Genomic DNA, 14720 nt, shown 5'->3' with positions numbered 1-14720 from the left:
TTCAACTTACTCGTTATTTTTACTTGCATTATTGATAGAGCTGCGGACAAAAGAACCGCATGACCGGAGTGAACCGATGGCCTCGTGGCTTATCGCAGGGACGTCAACCTCCCGGTTGTCGCCTGCATAGAGACGCATGTTTCGGTAGCCTGTGTTTCCTGATGGAAAACAGCGCATTTACTGAGGGAACAGCTTCTGAATAATGTCGCCAGATCTGATTCCATTTGCCGGCCAAGCTGCAATCCGCAGCCCGCTAACTGCTTGATTTCGCATTACGTCTTACGCCATTGCTGCGTGTGTGCGTCATCAGGCAAATTTAATAATTTCGCAATTTCCCCTTGTTTTATCGGAAATCCGCGTGGGAAACGCAAAAGCATTATTCCACTGCTGATACCGTTATAGCAAGGTGACTTTGCCTGTCTGTATAAAGATAGTTGTGTCGTTATCGCCAAAACGGACAGGGTTTGATGCTACAACGCAATTCGCCCGTTACATACTCGCGTCACTTACCCGCGTTACTTACCCGATAGTGCAACAATATCTTCATAAGTCAGACACACAGTTAAGCACAGAAAAAGAAGTGGCGCTATCGGGTTGCTCTATTTAGAATCGCGCATCATGAAAACAGATAATCCTTCAGTACAATTTGTGACGATCTCCGCAGATGAAGCGGGGCAGCGCGTCGATAACTTTTTGCATACCCACTTAAAGGGTGTGCCTAAAAGCATGATTTACCGTATCTTGCGTAAAGGCGAGGTAAGGATAAATAAGAAACGGGTCAAGCCTGAGTATAAATTGCTCGACGGCGATGTCATTCGTATTCCGCCTGTTCGGCAGGCAGAACGTGATGAAACGCCTGTTTCTGCGAGTCTTGGTAAAGTCGCGGCGTTGGCCGAGTGCATTATTTACGAAGATGACTACCTGCTGGTGCTGAATAAGCCCTCGGGTACCGCTGTGCATGGCGGGAGCGGTCTGAGCTTCGGCGTAATTGAAGGCCTGCGTGCTTTACGTCCGGAAGCGCGTTTTCTGGAGCTAGTACACCGCCTCGATCGCGATACGTCAGGCGTTTTGCTGGTAGCGAAAAAACGTTCGGCTTTGCGTTCTCTGCATGAACAGCTGCGGCTGAAAGGCATGCAAAAAGATTACCTGGCGCTGGTTCGCGGACAATGGCAATCCCATTGCAAGGTTGTTCAGGCACCGTTGCTAAAAAATATTCTACAAAGCGGTGAGCGCGTTGTGCGGGTTAACAGCGAAGGTAAGCCGTCGGAAACGCGCTTTAAGGTAGAAGAGCGTTTTGAGCATGCAACTCTGGTAAGGGCGAGTCCTGTCACCGGACGTACGCATCAAATTCGTGTACACACTCAATATGCTGGGCATCCGATAGCATTTGATGACCGTTACGGCGATCGTGAATTCGATGAGCAACTGGCGGACACCGGTTTAAAACGTCTGTTCCTGCATGCGCAGGCACTGCGTTTTGAGCATCCGAATACTGGCGAGACGTTGAGAATCGAAGCGCCTTTGGATAATGGGCTACGTCGCTGTCTTCAGGCGTTGCGTAAGACAAAAGCATAACGACGCGTATCGCTTATCACGCCTTTATCTGTCGGGATAGCGCGTCATCGTGCTATCCCGATTTGTATTACTCCGTCAAAGGATTAACGCCTTCCTTTTGTAGCATCTGAATCAGCGCGATCAGTGGTAACCCAATGAGCGTATTAGGATCGCGCCCGGATAATCGTTCAAAGAGGGCAATACCCAACCCTTCGCTTTTGAAACTGCCCGCGCAGTTCCACGGCTGTTCCTTCTCCAGATAGCCGTCAATTTCCGCATCCGTTAGCGTTTTAAAATGCACGTCAAATGGTTCCGCGATGCGTTGTATTTCTTGGGTCGCACTATTGAAAAGCGCTAAACCGGTAAAGAAGGAAACGCATTTCCCGCTGGCCTGCTGTAACTGTCGCGTTGCATTCTCCTTATTATGGGGTTTTCCCGTAATGGTATTTCCCAGAACGCAAACCTGATCGGAGCCGATAATCAGGTGATTGGGGTAGTGTGCGGCTAACGTTAGGGCTTTGCTTTCAGCAAGGCGAAGCACGAGATCGACGGCATCTTCACCCGGCTGTGGGGTTTCATCGATGTCTGGCGACGCGCAAACAAAGGGGAGGCCCAGCTTTTCCAATAAGGCCCGGCGATAAGGTGAAGTTGAAGCGAGAACGATCTGCTGCATAATTTTTTGATAAACCGTAGCGTAATGATGAAAGGCATTTTAAACTGTGCGCCGCTCTGGAAGCGAATATTGGTGAAAGGTGGTGTACCACTGCCTTTTTCTTTGACTCTATGTCGTTACGACGTTAATATGCGCGCCCTATGCAAAAGGTAAAATTACCCTTAACCCTTGATGCGGTCCGCACTGCTCAGAAGCGTTTAGACTACGTTGGTATCTATTCGCCAGAACAAGTAGAGCGTGTTGCCGAATCAGTGGTGAGTGTGGATAGTGATGTTCAGGCCTCTTTATCTTTCAATATTGATAATCAGCGTCTGGCAGTGATTGACGGTAACGCCGATGTTACGGTCACACTGATGTGTCAACGTTGCGGAAAGCCGTTTGAGCATCAAGTCCATGCGACATTCTGTTTTAGCCCGGTCGTCAATGATGAGCAGGCCGAAGCGTTACCGGAAGCGTATGAGCCGATCGGCGTTGATGAGTTTGGCGAAGTCGATCTGCTGGCAATGATTGAAGATGAAATTATTCTGATGTTGCCTATCGCCCCGGTGCATGATTCTGAACACTGTGAAGTGTCCGAAGCGGACATGGTGTTTGGCCAACTGCCTGAAGAGGCGGAAAAACCAAATCCGTTTGCCGTATTAGCCAGTTTAAAGCGTAAGTAATTAAGGAGTAAGGTCCATGGCCGTACAACAAAACAAACCTAGCCGTTCCAAACGTGGTATGCGTCGTTCACACGATGCGCTGACTACCTCTTCTGTATCCGTAGATAAAGTTTCTGGCGAAACTCACCTGCGTCACCACATCACTGCGGATGGTTACTACCGCGGTCGCAAGGTCATTGCTAAGTAATTCTTGCGAATTATTTGCAAGGCAATACCTTGACACGCCTAACTCTGGCGTTAGATGCGATGGGCGGGGATTTTGGTCCCTGCGTAACAGTGCCTGCTGCATTGCAGGCACTGGCTTCTAATCCAGCTCTCAATTTGTTATTAGTCGGCGATCCTGCTGCGATTACACCATTACTTGCCAAAGTCGATTCTGATTTACTTTCCCGCTTAGAAGTTGTTCCGGCGGAGTCGGTTATTGCTAGTGATGCGAGGCCGTCGCAGGCTATTCGTGCGAGCCGTGGTACCTCAATGCGCATAGCGCTTGAGTTGATTAAAGACGGCAGAGCACAGGCCTGTGTGAGTGCAGGCAACACGGGTGCGCTCATGGGGCTGGCCAAGCTTTTGATTAAGCCACTTGAAGGTATTGAGCGACCCGCATTGGTGTCGGTCTTACCTCACCAGCAGCACGGAAAGACCGTCGTGTTGGATCTGGGAGCGAATGTTGACTGTGATAGCACAATGCTGGTTCAGTTTGCCGTGATGGGTTCAGTCATGGCGGAAGAAGTGCTGGAACTGAAGAACCCTCGGGTCGCGTTGTTGAATATTGGTGAAGAAGAAAGCAAAGGGCTGAGCACTATCCGTGAAGCAGCGGCACAGTTAAAAGAGGCACCATCAATAAATTATATCGGTTATCTGGAAGGCAACGATCTGCTGACTGGGAAAACGGATGTGATGGTCTGTGACGGCTTTGTGGGTAATGTCACACTGAAAACGGTGGAAGGCGTGGTAAGGATGTTTCTGTCACTGCTGAAATCGCCAGCCTCAGGCCCGGGGCAAAAACAAAAACGGTCCTGGTGGTTGAAATGGCTGGGACGTTTGTTACAAAAGCGCTTATCAAAGCGTTTCGGTCATTTGAACCCCGATCAATATAATGGCGCATGTCTGCTAGGATTACGGGGAACTGTAATCAAAAGCCATGGTGCAGCAAACCAGAGAGCGTTTGCGGTTGCTATTGAACAGGCAATGCAGACGGTACGGCGGCAGCTTCCCGACCGGATTGCCGCCCGTCTAGAAGCGGTATTACCCAAGAGTGACTAAGCGTACATGTATACAAAAATAATCGGAACGGGCAGCTACCTGCCTGAACAAATCAGGACGAACGCTGATTTAGAAAAGATGGTGGAAACGACGGACGAATGGATCGTCACACGTACTGGAATCCGTGAGCGCCGAATTGCTGCGCCGGATGAGAACGTTGCGACCATGGGATACCGTGCCGCGCAGAAAGCGCTGGAAATGGCAAATGTCGATCCTTCTGAAGTCGGTCTTCTGATTGTTGCGACAACATCATCAAGCCATGCTTTCCCGAGCTCTGCCTGTCAGGTTCAGCAGTTGTTAGGGATCAAAGATACGATCGCTTTCGATCTGGCGGCTGCCTGTGCAGGTTTTACCTATGCGCTGAGCGTTGCCGATCAATATGTTAAAAATGGTGCGGTGAAATACGCACTGGTGATTGGTTCCGATACGCTGTCTCGTACATTGGATCCTGAAGATCGCGGCACGCTGATTTTATTCGGTGATGGAGCGGGTGCGGTGCTGTTAACGCAATCAGAGCAGCCGGGTATTCTTTCTACCCATCTGCATGCTGATGGGCGCTATGGCGAACTGCTGGCGCTGCCGCATCAGGATCGTAACCATGCGGAGACGCCTGCTTACCTGACGATGGCGGGTAATGAAGTCTTTAAAGTGGCGGTGACTGAACTGGCACATATCGTTGAAGAAACGCTGCAAGCGGCTCAACTGGACAAAAGTGAATTAGACTGGTTGGTGCCTCATCAGGCTAACCTGCGAATCATTAGCGCCACGGCGAAAAAGCTGGGTATGGGGATGGACAAGGTGGTTGTGACGTTGGATCGTCATGGTAATACCTCCGCGGCTTCCGTGCCTTCAGCGCTTGATGAAGCCGTGCGCGATGGGCGCATTAAACCAGGGCAACTGGTGCTGCTTGAAGCCTTCGGCGGCGGTTTTACCTGGGGTTCCGCGCTGGTTCGTTTTTAATTAACAGGATTGTGATATGACGCAATTTGCAATGGTGTTTCCCGGTCAGGGATCGCAGACGGTAGGGATGTTGGCCGAGCTTGCGGCAGAATACCCAATTGTCACCGAGACGTTTGCTCAGGCTTCCGAAGCGTTAGGTTATGACTTATGGCAACTCACCCAACAAGGGCCTGCTGAAGAGTTGAATAAAACCTGGCAGACTCAGCCTGCGTTACTGACCGCTTCTGTTGCTATCTGGCGTGTCTGGCAGCAGCAGGGCGGAAAAACGCCAGCGCTGATGTCCGGCCATAGCCTGGGTGAATATTCCGCACTGGTTTGTGCTGGTGTTCTCGATTTTCAACAGGCTGTCCGTTTAGTTGAACTGCGTGGCAAGCTGATGCAGGAAGCGGTACCGGAAGGAACGGGCGCGATGTCTGCGATTATCGGGCTTGATAACGATGCCATTGCCAAAGCGTGTGAAGAATCCGCGCAGGGGCAAGTGGTCTCTCCGGTAAACTTCAATTCACCGGGCCAGGTGGTGATTGCGGGCAATAAAGACGCCGTTGAGCGTGCTGGTGCAGCGTGTAAAGCCGCTGGCGCGAAGCGTGCACTGCCGCTGCCTGTCAGTGTGCCGTCACACTGTGCGTTAATGGAACCAGCGGCGAAGAAACTTGCTGTTGCGCTGGAATCCGTGACCTTTAATTCACCGGTCATTCCAGTGGTCAATAATGTTGATGCGAGCATCGAAACGACGCCGGAAGCGATTCGCGATGCGTTGGTACGCCAGCTTTATCGCCCCGTGCGCTGGACTGACTGTGTTGAATTTATGGCCTCTCAGGGCGTTGAGTCACTGTTAGAAGTCGGGCCGGGTAAAGTATTGACTGGCTTAACCAAACGAATCGTCGATACCCTGACAGCAGCTGCGGTGAACGATCCTGCTTCTCTATCAGCGGCGATTGAGAAATAAGAACGGAGAAGACAATGAGTTTTGAGGGGAAAATTGCACTGGTTACCGGTGCAAGCCGTGGTATAGGGCGTGCCATCGCCGAGACGTTGGTTGCCCGCGGGGCAAAAGTCATTGGTACCGCAACCAGCGAAAAAGGTGCTGAAGCAATTAGCGGCTGGCTGGGTGAGAACGGTAAAGGTTATATGCTGAATGTTGCCGATGCAGCATCAGTAGAAAGCGTATTGGCAGAAATTCGCGCGGAATTCGGGGAAGTTGATATCCTTATCAATAACGCTGGTATCACGCGTGATAACCTGCTGATGCGTATGAAAGATGATGAATGGCACGATATTCTGGATACCAATCTGACGTCGGTATTCCGCATGTCTAAAGCAGTAATGCGTGCCATGATGAAGAAACGTTTTGGTCGTATCATTACCATCGGTTCTGTTGTGGGAACGATGGGCAATGCAGGGCAAGCTAACTATGCGGCAGCGAAGGCGGGGCTGATTGGGTTCAGCAAATCCCTCGCGCGTGAAGTGGCTTCTCGTGGTATTACGGTCAACGTCGTCGCACCTGGTTTTATCGAAACAGATATGACTCAGGCATTGACAGAAGAACAGCGAGCAGGCATTTTGACGTCGGTTCCAGCTAACCGTCTCGGTGATGCTAAAGAAATCGCCAGTGCTGTTGTATTTTTAGCCTCTGATGAAGCTGCTTACATTACTGGCGAAACATTGCATGTCAATGGCGGCATGTATATGATCTAAAAAGCTCGAAAACTATTTGCATTATTTGCGGTGATAACCGCAAAATAGCACAAAATCGTGGTTCGACCAGCCGAGATTTTGTTGCATCTTTTCAAACATTTTATACACTACGAAAACCATCGCGAAAGCGAGTTTTGATAGGAAATTTAAGAGTATGAGCACTATCGAAGAACGCGTTAAGAAAATCATCGTTGAACAGCTTGGTGTTAAGCAGGAAGAAGTCGTAAACAATGCTTCTTTCGTTGATGACCTCGGCGCTGATTCTCTTGACACTGTTGAGCTGGTAATGGCTCTGGAAGAAGAATTTGATACTGAGATTCCAGACGAAGAAGCTGAAAAAATCACGACTGTTCAGGCAGCCATTGATTTCATTCAGGCTAACCAGCAGTAAGCGAACATATCTAGGCGGTCATTCGACCGCCTAAGTTTTTTTGTCCCGCAGTGTCTTTTTTTCCCTCCCTGGAGGATAAGCGTGTCTAAGCGTCGAGTAGTTGTGACCGGACTGGGCATGTTATCTCCTGTCGGCAATACAGTTGAGTCTACCTGGAGTGCTCTTCTTGCCGGTCAGAGTGGTATCAGCCTGATCGACCATTTCGATACTAGTGCCTATGCAACGCGTTTTGCTGGCCTAGTAAAGGATTTTAATTCTGAGGAATTCATTTCGCGTAAAGAAGCTCGCAAAATGGATGCCTTTATTCAATACGGTGTTGCTGCTGGCGTTCAGGCCATGCAGGATTCCGGTTTGGAAGTAACGGAAGAGAACGCACCGCGTATCGGCGCAGCGATTGGTTCCGGCATCGGCGGTCTGGGTCTTATTGAAGAGAACCACACAGCGCTGGTGAACGGTGGCCCACGTAAAATCAGTCCGTTCTTCGTGCCGTCAACCATCGTCAACATGGTGGCTGGGCATCTTACTATCATGTACGGACTGCGTGGCCCGAGCATCTCCATTGCTACAGCCTGTACGTCTGGCGTGCATAATATTGGTCATGCCGCTCGCATTATTGCTTACAACGATGCGGATGTGATGTTGGCCGGCGGTGCAGAAAAAGCCAGTACGCCATTAGGCGTTGGTGGATTCGGCGCTGCTCGTGCGTTGTCTACACGCAATGACGATCCTCAGGCGGCAAGCCGTCCGTGGGATAAAGATCGTGATGGTTTTGTGCTGGGTGACGGTGCTGGCATCATGGTGCTGGAAGAGTATGAACACGCGAAAAAGCGCGGTGCGAAAATCTATGCAGAAGTTGTTGGATTTGGCATGAGCAGCGATGCGTATCATATGACGTCTCCGCCGGAGAACGGTTCAGGTGCAGCGCTGGCGATGGAAAACGCCCTGCGTGATGCGGGTGTGTCAACGAACCAGATCGGCTATATCAATGCGCATGGTACTTCTACGCCTGCGGGTGATAAGGCTGAAACACAGGCTGTGAAATCCGTGTTTGGTGCGGATGCTAGCAGCGTGCTGGTTAGCTCGACAAAATCCATGACAGGTCACTTGCTCGGTGCGGCAGGCGCAGTGGAGTCAATTTTCAGTATTCTTGCTCTGCGCGATCAAGCCGTTCCGCCAACGCTCAATCTGGATAACCCAGATGAAGGCTGCGATCTGGATTTCGTGCCGCATGAAGCGCGCCAGGTTAGCAATATGGAATATGTATTGTGTAACTCTTTCGGCTTCGGCGGAACCAACGGTTCTCTGATCTTCCGTAAGATTTGATCGCAATAGTGTTTTAAAAAACCCGGTTTCCGGGTTTTTTTTTGCCTGCATAAAATCAGACACACCTGCTTGTCTGCAACGCAGCTTTACTGGCAAGCTGACGATGATGAATGATGCGGAGCTTATTATGCTGTGGATTAATGGCCAGTTACAGGAACAGCTCTCGGTGCTCGATCGGGCGACACAGTATGGTGACGGCTGCTTTACGACAGCCAGAGTCAGTGCTGGAGAGGTTGTCTGGTTTGATCGACATATCGCGCGCCTGCAACAGGCCGCGACACGCCTGTTATTCCCACTTGTTGACTGGGAAGGCCTGATTGCGGAAATGAAACTGGCAGCACAGGGACGGGCGGACGGCGTAGTGAAAGTGATGCTAACGCGCGGTGCTGGCGGGCGTGGCTATAGTCCCCAAGGCTGCATGCAGCCAACCCGGATCGTCATGCAGGCAGGCTATCCTGCGCACTATGCCAATTGGCGCGCACAAGGGATTAGCCTGAATCTTAGCCCGGTGGCGCTAGCTAAAAATCCGCTGTTGGCGGGCATAAAACATCTGAATCGTCTTGAGCAGGTGCTGATTCGCGCGCATCTTGACCAGACATCAGCCGATGAGACCCTCGTGCTTGACACTTCCGGTGCGCTAGTGGAATGCTGTGCCGCTAATTTATTCTGGCGCAAAGGAAATCATGTCTATACGCCGGATGTATCTCAGTCTGGTGTAGATGGCGTTGCCCGGCAGCATATTATTGCCTCGCTGGCAGGTTCTGACTTCGATCTACAGATCGTCAGTGAACCTGTGGCTGCATTGGCCGATGCGGATGAGGTGCTGGTTTGTAATGCATTAATGCCGATAGTCCCCGTGAATCAGGCGCATGTCTGGCGTTACCACTCCCGAGAGCTTTATCGATTCCTGAGTTCTGACTGCTAGTAGATGGTTGATTTATGAAGAAAAAGAAAATTGGTTTGCTGATTATCGCTGCCGTTGTGCTGATGTTGTTGGTAGCGTGGCAGAAAATGCAGCGTTTTGCTGGTTCTCCATTGGCTATCGAAAAGGAAACTATTTTTACGCTTCCGGCCGGTACGGGAAGAGAAGGGCTGGAAACACTGCTGCTCGATCAGAAAATTATTACGGATGGCGTATTTTTTCCGTGGCTGCTGCGTCTTGAGCCTGAGTTGGCTAAATTCAAAGCGGGTACGTATCGCTTTACTACGGGAATGACCGTCCGTGAGATGCTGGCATTACTGTCCAGCGGAAAGGAAGCACAATTCTCCATCCGTTTTGTCGAGGGTTCACGCCTGAAAGAATGGCTAACCACGTTGCAACAGGCGCCCTACATTAAGCATGCACTGGCTGATAAAACTGAACAGGACATCGCAGCGCTGTTGGAAATCAAAGATAAGGCAAACCCAGAAGGCTGGTTTTATCCTGATACCTACGCCTACACGGCGGGTACGAGCGACAGTACTTTGTTGCAGCGTGCACATCAGCGTATGAAAAAAACGGTGGATGAAGTATGGAAAGGGCGTGAAGAAGGGTTACCGTATAAAGCGCCAGACGAGTTGCTGACGATGGCGTCAATCATTGAAAAGGAAACGGCGATCAATGAAGAACGTACGCAGGTTGCTTCCGTTTTTATCAATCGGTTACGGCTCGGCATGCGCTTGCAAACCGACCCTACGGTGATTTATGGCATGGGCGATGACTATAAAGGCGTGATAACCCGTAAAGCATTAGACACAGCGACGCCGTACAATACCTATGTTATTTCCGGTTTGCCGCCGACGCCAATCGCGATGCCGGGAAAAGCCTCATTAGATGCCGCAGCGCACCCAGCCAAAACGTCGTACCTGTATTTTGTGGCAGATGGAAAAGGCGGACACAGTTTTACCACTAACCTTGCAGACCACAATCGTGCTGTGAGGGTATACCGCTCAGCGTTAAAGGAACGGGATGAACAGTAAATTTATCGTCATTGAAGGGTTGGAAGGCGCAGGGAAGACTACCGCGCGTCATATCGTGGTGGAAACGCTGCGGTTGCATGGCGTGAAAGAGGTGGTTTTCACGCGAGAACCCGGTGGCACGCCGCTGGCAGAGAAGCTGCGTGAGCTTATCAAGCAAGGTATGACCGATGAGAAGGTCACCGATAAAGCGGAAGTCCTAATGCTGTACGCCGCCAGAGTTCAACTGGTGGATAATGTTATCAAACCCGCTCTGGCTAACGGGCAATGGGTGATCGGCGATCGTCACGATCTTTCTTCACAGGCCTATCAGGGCGGTGGACGTGGGATCGATCAGCAACTGCTGCGTTCACTACGCGATACCGTGCTGGGCGATTTTCGCCCTGACCTGACGCTCTATCTGGATTTACCGCCAGCTATCGGTTTGCAGCGCGCGCGTCAGCGAGGCGAACTGGATCGGATTGAACAGGAATCGCTGGCTTTCTTTGAACGCACTCGCTCCCGTTATCAGGAGTTGGCAGCGGAGGATGACAGTATCCTGACGATCGATGCTTCACAATCGATTGAGGCCGTTAGTGCGGATATTCAGGCGGCGCTACAGCAGTGGTTGCAGCAACAAGGGTTGCAACCTGTCGCGCAGGGGCAGGACTGATGGAGTGGTATCCGTGGCTGAATGCATCCTATCGGCAGCTTATCGGTCAGTATCAGGCGGGCAGGGGTCATCATGCGGTGTTATTGCATGCGTTGCCGGGTATGGGCGATGAATCGCTGATTTATGCACTGAGTCGCTGGCTGATCTGCCAGCGGCCTGATGGCATGAAAAGCTGTGGCCACTGCCATTCCTGCAACCTGATGACAGCGGGAACGCATCCAGACTGGCATGTGCTGAGCCCTGAGAAAGGCAAGCAAAGTTTGGGCGTCGATCCGGTGCGTGACGTCGTGGAAAAAGTGTATCAACACGCCCGACAAGGCGGAGCAAAAGTGATCTGGCTGTCTGCCGCAGAGCAACTGACAGAAGCGGCCGCGAATGCGCTGCTAAAAACGCTGGAAGAACCGCCACAGAATACCTTCTTTTTATTTGGCTGCCGCGAACCGGGCAGGCTGCTGGCAACGTTGCGCAGCCGTTGCCTGTATCACTATCTGGATGTCCCGACTGAGACGCAGAGCGTGCTGTGGCTGAATGCCCGCCATCGTCATGACAGCAAGGCGTTGCGCACGGCATTGAGACTGCAATCGGGCGCGCCATTAGCCGCCGAAGCGTTATTGCAGCCAGAGCAGTGGAAGCAGCGTAGCGGGCTGTGTCAGGCATTTTCTGCCGCGCTGACTTCACGGGATCAGCTCTCGTTGATTCCGCAGCTGAATCATGACGATGCAGATACCCGCATTCACTGGTTGGCCGCGCTACTGTTGGATGCCATGAAATGGCAGCGGGGGGCGAGCGAGCATTTGGTGAATCAGGATCAGATCGAACTGGTTGAGCGTCTGGCGCGTGAACCCTCCGTGCATTTGCAGTATGAGCTGCAACAGTGGCTGGTTTGTCGGCAAAAATTGCTAACCGTTACGGGCGTAAATCGTGAACTATTGCTGACAGAACGCCTGCTTGATGGGGAACGTACGTTTGCTTCGTCGGTTAAGCGCGACAGCCATCCTTTTTCTGTTTAATTATTATTGAGTAAATATCATGTTGTTAGTGGATTCCCACTGTCACCTTGACGGTCTGGATTATCAGTCATTGCATAAAGATGTCTCCGATGTTCTGGAGAAAGCGAAACGTCGCGATGTCGGCTTCCTGTTGGCCGTGGCAACTACGCTGCCCGGTTATCGTGCCATGGTAGAGTTAATCGGCGAGCGCGATAATGTGGCGTTTTCCTGCGGCGTTCATCCGCTTAATCAGGAAGCCCCTTATGATTATGCCGAGCTGCGCGAGCTAGCCAGCGCCAGTCGCGTGGTGGCGATGGGGGAAACGGGGCTGGACTATTTCTACCAGCAGGAGACGAAAAACCAGCAGCAAGAATCGTTTCGCGAGCATATTCGTATTGGCAATGACTTGAACAAACCGGTCATCGTGCATACGCGTGCTGCCCGTGAAGATACGCTGGCTATTCTGCGTGACGAACACGCGGAGAAATGCAGCGGTGTGCTGCACTGTTTTACGGAAGATTTGGCGACGGCAAAGTCTTTGCTGGATATGGGATTTTATATCTCGTTTTCTGGCATCGTGACGTTCCGTAATGCCGAGGAATTGCGTGATGTCGCGCGTTACGTGCCGCTGGATCGGATGCTGATTGAGACTGATTCCCCTTGGTTAGCGCCGGTTCCATTCCGGGGTCAGGAAAATCAACCTGCGTATGTACGTGATGTTGCGGAATATCTTGCCGTAGTGAAAGGCACATCGCTGGAAACCCTCGCTGCCGCCACGACAGAAAACTTCTCCCGCCTGTTTCACATCGATCCGACTCGGTTGACCGCTACGCAATAGTGGCTGAGAATAGCCGAGTTTTTTTTACCCGTGTAATTAATAGCACTGCATAATCCCTCTGATTAGGTTTTTCCTCTTCAGAGGGGCGTGTTTTTTAGCGATATATCACAGAAAAGTGCAATATCTGTTCGAACTCAGCCTGTTGGCTTGTGGAAACGTGATAGCAATCAAACATTGTGACCGCTATTTATTTTACTCTGCGTAAAAATTAAAGGGGGCTAAGACACCCCAACTCGCAAAGGCCATCCTCCCCGTCTTTGCTTATATGAAGTATCAGAAGTAAAAGCACTATTACTCAGGAGCACACTCAATTATGTTCAAGAATGCATTCGCAAACCTGCAAAAAGTAGGTAAGTCGCTAATGCTGCCCGTATCCGTACTCCCTATTGCAGGTATTCTGCTGGGTGTCGGTTCGGCCAATTTTAGCTGGTTGCCTGAAATTGTCTCCAGCGTCATGGCGCAGGCCGGTGACTCGGTGTTTGCCAACATGCCGCTGATTTTTGCTATTGGTGTTGCCCTGGGCTTCACCAATAACGACGGTGTTTCCGCACTGGCGGCGGTGGTAGCTTATGGCATCATGGTAAAAACCATGGCTGCGATTGCACCGCTGGTTCTTAATCTACCGGCTGCTGAGATTACAGCGAAGCACCTGGCGGATACCGGTGTTCTGGGCGGGATCATTGCCGGTGCGATTGCCGCGTATATGTTTAATCGCTTCTACCGCATTCAACTGCCTGAGTATCTGGGTTTCTTTGCCGGTAAACGTTTTGTGCCGATTATTTCCGGTCTGACGGCGATCGTTACTGGTGCGGTGTTGTCTTTCATATGGCCACCGGTCGGTAGCGCTATCCAAACGTTTTCACATTGGGCTGCGAATGAGAACCCGATGTTGGCATTCGGTATCTATGGGGTCGTTGAACGTTCTCTGGTGCCGTTTGGTCTGCACCATATCTGGAACGTACCTTTCCAAATGCAGGTTGGTGAATTCACCAATGCAGCGGGACAGGTTTTCCACGGTGATATCCCACGTTACATCGCTGGTGACCCGACTGCGGGTAAATTGTCTGGTGGTTTCCTGTTTAAAATGTACGGTTTGCCGGCTGCAGCTATCGCTATCTGGCACTCTGCTAAGCCAGAAAACCGCGCGAAAGTGGGCGGCATCATGATCTCTGCGGCACTGACCTCGTTCCTGACGGGTATCACTGAGCCAATTGAGTTCTCATTCATGTTTGTTGCGCCAATCCTGTATGTGATCCATGCGATTTTGGCGGGTCTGGCGTTCCCAATCTGTATCCTGCTGGGTATGCGTGATGGGACGAGCTTCTCTCACGGTCTGATCGACTTCGTGGTACTGAGCGGTAACGGTAGCAACCTGTGGCTGTTCCCGATTGTGGGTCTGTGCTATGCGCTGATTTACTACACCATCTTCCGCGTTCTGATTGCGAAACTGAACCTGAAAACGCCAGGCCGTGAAGATAGCTCTTCTGAGCAAGCGTCACAGGACAGCACTGAAATGGCTGCCGCACTGGTTAGCGCGTTTGGTGGTAAAGAAAACATCACTAACCTGGATGCGTGCATCACCCGTCTGCGCGTTAGCGTAGGCGATGTGGCTAAAGTTGATCAGGCTGGCCTGAAAAAACTGGGCGCAGCAGGTGTGGTTGTGGCAGGTTCCGGTGTTCAGGCCATTTTCGGTACCAAATCCGATAACCTGAAAACTGACATGGACGACTACATCCGTAACCACTGATGCGTTGTTGGGGAGTG

Annotated in this window: 16 protein-coding genes; 15 read left to right on the top strand and 1 reads right to left on the bottom strand. The window is 51.2% G+C overall.

Features of this window, described 5'->3' with window-relative positions:
* The first annotated feature begins 618 nt into the window (after positions 1-618).
* Positions 619-1575: a 23S rRNA pseudouridine(955/2504/2580) synthase RluC gene (gene rluC, locus I2D83_RS13385; protein ID WP_205946691.1), complete on the top strand. Its 957-nt coding sequence runs from the start codon at positions 619-621 to the stop codon at positions 1573-1575.
* A 67-nt stretch (positions 1576-1642) separates the two neighbouring features.
* Here rluC and I2D83_RS13380 read toward each other — a convergent pair whose 3' ends face one another.
* Positions 1643-2227, bottom strand: a complete 585-nt coding sequence (locus tag I2D83_RS13380) for a Maf family protein (protein WP_205946690.1) — start codon at positions 2225-2227, stop codon at positions 1643-1645.
* 140 nt (positions 2228-2367) lie between these two features.
* On the opposite strand from I2D83_RS13380, the gene yceD reads away from it, so the two are divergent.
* The 14 genes from yceD to ptsG all read left to right on the top strand — a co-directional run bounded on the left by yceD (position 2368) and on the right by ptsG (position 14703).
* Positions 2368-2889 carry a 23S rRNA accumulation protein YceD gene (gene yceD, locus I2D83_RS13375; protein WP_015840715.1) on the top strand — a complete coding sequence of 174 codons (522 nt, stop codon included), beginning with the start codon at positions 2368-2370 and terminating at the stop codon, positions 2887-2889.
* 16 nt (positions 2890-2905) lie between these two features.
* Positions 2906-3076 (top strand): 50S ribosomal protein L32, encoded by a 171-nt coding sequence (rpmF, locus tag I2D83_RS13370; protein ID WP_011093369.1) that lies wholly within the window; start codon positions 2906-2908, stop codon positions 3074-3076.
* A gap of 29 nt (positions 3077-3105) precedes the next feature.
* Positions 3106-4152 carry a phosphate acyltransferase PlsX gene (gene plsX / locus I2D83_RS13365; RefSeq protein ID WP_015840714.1) on the top strand — a complete coding sequence of 349 codons (1047 nt, stop codon included), beginning with the start codon at positions 3106-3108 and terminating at the stop codon, positions 4150-4152.
* 6 nt (positions 4153-4158) lie between these two features.
* Entirely contained in the window at positions 4159-5112 is a 954-nt protein-coding gene (locus I2D83_RS13360) for a beta-ketoacyl-ACP synthase III (RefSeq protein WP_181828847.1), read from the top strand.
* 16 nt (positions 5113-5128) lie between these two features.
* Positions 5129-6058, top strand: a complete 930-nt coding sequence (gene fabD / locus I2D83_RS13355) for an ACP S-malonyltransferase (protein WP_015840712.1) — start codon at positions 5129-5131, stop codon at positions 6056-6058.
* A 14-nt stretch (positions 6059-6072) separates the two neighbouring features.
* A complete protein-coding gene (gene fabG / locus I2D83_RS13350) occupies positions 6073-6807 on the top strand; it encodes a 3-oxoacyl-ACP reductase FabG (RefSeq protein WP_010297224.1) in 735 nt (244 codons plus the stop codon).
* 154 nt (positions 6808-6961) lie between these two features.
* Positions 6962-7198, top strand: coding sequence for an acyl carrier protein (gene acpP / locus I2D83_RS13345; protein ID WP_005970506.1), 237 nt, complete (start codon positions 6962-6964; stop codon positions 7196-7198).
* 81 nt (positions 7199-7279) lie between these two features.
* Positions 7280-8521, top strand: coding sequence for a beta-ketoacyl-ACP synthase II (gene fabF / locus I2D83_RS13340; protein ID WP_180777864.1), 1242 nt, complete (start codon positions 7280-7282; stop codon positions 8519-8521).
* Positions 8522-8648: 127 nt separating this feature from the next.
* Positions 8649-9446 carry an aminodeoxychorismate lyase gene (pabC, locus tag I2D83_RS13335; RefSeq protein WP_205946689.1) on the top strand — a complete coding sequence of 266 codons (798 nt, stop codon included), beginning with the start codon at positions 8649-8651 and terminating at the stop codon, positions 9444-9446.
* 14 nt (positions 9447-9460) lie between these two features.
* Positions 9461-10480, top strand: a complete 1020-nt coding sequence (mltG, locus tag I2D83_RS13330) for an endolytic transglycosylase MltG (RefSeq protein ID WP_205946688.1) — start codon at positions 9461-9463, stop codon at positions 10478-10480.
* Entirely contained in the window at positions 10470-11129 is a 660-nt protein-coding gene (tmk, locus tag I2D83_RS13325; RefSeq protein WP_205946687.1) for a dTMP kinase, read from the top strand. The genes mltG and tmk overlap by 11 nt, the downstream gene beginning before the upstream one ends.
* Positions 11129-12139 carry a DNA polymerase III subunit delta' gene (gene holB, locus I2D83_RS13320; protein WP_205946686.1) on the top strand — a complete coding sequence of 337 codons (1011 nt, stop codon included), beginning with the start codon at positions 11129-11131 and terminating at the stop codon, positions 12137-12139. Before tmk ends, holB begins: the two co-directional genes overlap by 1 nt.
* A 19-nt stretch (positions 12140-12158) precedes the next feature.
* A complete protein-coding gene (locus I2D83_RS13315; RefSeq protein ID WP_205946685.1) occupies positions 12159-12956 on the top strand; it encodes a metal-dependent hydrolase in 798 nt (265 codons plus the stop codon).
* A 313-nt stretch (positions 12957-13269) separates the two neighbouring features.
* Positions 13270-14703, top strand: a complete 1434-nt coding sequence (ptsG, locus tag I2D83_RS13310) for a PTS glucose transporter subunit IIBC (RefSeq protein WP_015840705.1) — start codon at positions 13270-13272, stop codon at positions 14701-14703.
* Positions 14704-14720 lie beyond the last annotated feature (17 nt).

Source organism: Pectobacterium aroidearum (assembly GCF_015689195.1).
GTDB lineage: Bacteria > Pseudomonadota > Gammaproteobacteria > Enterobacterales > Enterobacteriaceae > Pectobacterium > Pectobacterium aroidearum.
The sequence above is the reverse complement of the archived record's forward strand: the minus strand, read 5'-3'. Positions and strand labels throughout refer to the sequence as shown.

What these genes read in the sequence shown, in the direction of transcription:
- fabD (WP_015840712.1), top strand. Translation starts at nt 5,129, where the DNA reads ATGACGCAATTTGCAATGGTGTTTCCCGGTCAGGGATCGCAGACGGTA.
- I2D83_RS13360 (WP_181828847.1), top strand. Translation starts at nt 4,159, where the DNA reads ATGTATACAAAAATAATCGGAACGGGCAGCTACCTGCCTGAACAAATC.
- acpP (WP_005970506.1), top strand. Translation starts at nt 6,962, where the DNA reads ATGAGCACTATCGAAGAACGCGTTAAGAAAATCATCGTTGAACAGCTT.
- I2D83_RS13315 (WP_205946685.1), top strand. Translation starts at nt 12,159, where the DNA reads ATGTTGTTAGTGGATTCCCACTGTCACCTTGACGGTCTGGATTATCAG.
- fabG (WP_010297224.1), top strand. Translation starts at nt 6,073, where the DNA reads ATGAGTTTTGAGGGGAAAATTGCACTGGTTACCGGTGCAAGCCGTGGT.
- tmk (WP_205946687.1), top strand. Translation starts at nt 10,470, where the DNA reads ATGAACAGTAAATTTATCGTCATTGAAGGGTTGGAAGGCGCAGGGAAG.
- yceD (WP_015840715.1), top strand. Translation starts at nt 2,368, where the DNA reads ATGCAAAAGGTAAAATTACCCTTAACCCTTGATGCGGTCCGCACTGCT.
- pabC (WP_205946689.1), top strand. Translation starts at nt 8,649, where the DNA reads ATGCTGTGGATTAATGGCCAGTTACAGGAACAGCTCTCGGTGCTCGAT.
- rluC (WP_205946691.1), top strand. Translation starts at nt 619, where the DNA reads ATGAAAACAGATAATCCTTCAGTACAATTTGTGACGATCTCCGCAGAT.
- rpmF (WP_011093369.1), top strand. Translation starts at nt 2,906, where the DNA reads ATGGCCGTACAACAAAACAAACCTAGCCGTTCCAAACGTGGTATGCGT.
- ptsG (WP_015840705.1), top strand. Translation starts at nt 13,270, where the DNA reads ATGTTCAAGAATGCATTCGCAAACCTGCAAAAAGTAGGTAAGTCGCTA.
- mltG (WP_205946688.1), top strand. Translation starts at nt 9,461, where the DNA reads ATGAAGAAAAAGAAAATTGGTTTGCTGATTATCGCTGCCGTTGTGCTG.
- I2D83_RS13380 (WP_205946690.1), bottom strand. Translation starts at nt 2,227, where the DNA reads ATGCAGCAGATCGTTCTCGCTTCAACTTCACCTTATCGCCGGGCCTTA.
- holB (WP_205946686.1), top strand. Translation starts at nt 11,129, where the DNA reads ATGGAGTGGTATCCGTGGCTGAATGCATCCTATCGGCAGCTTATCGGT.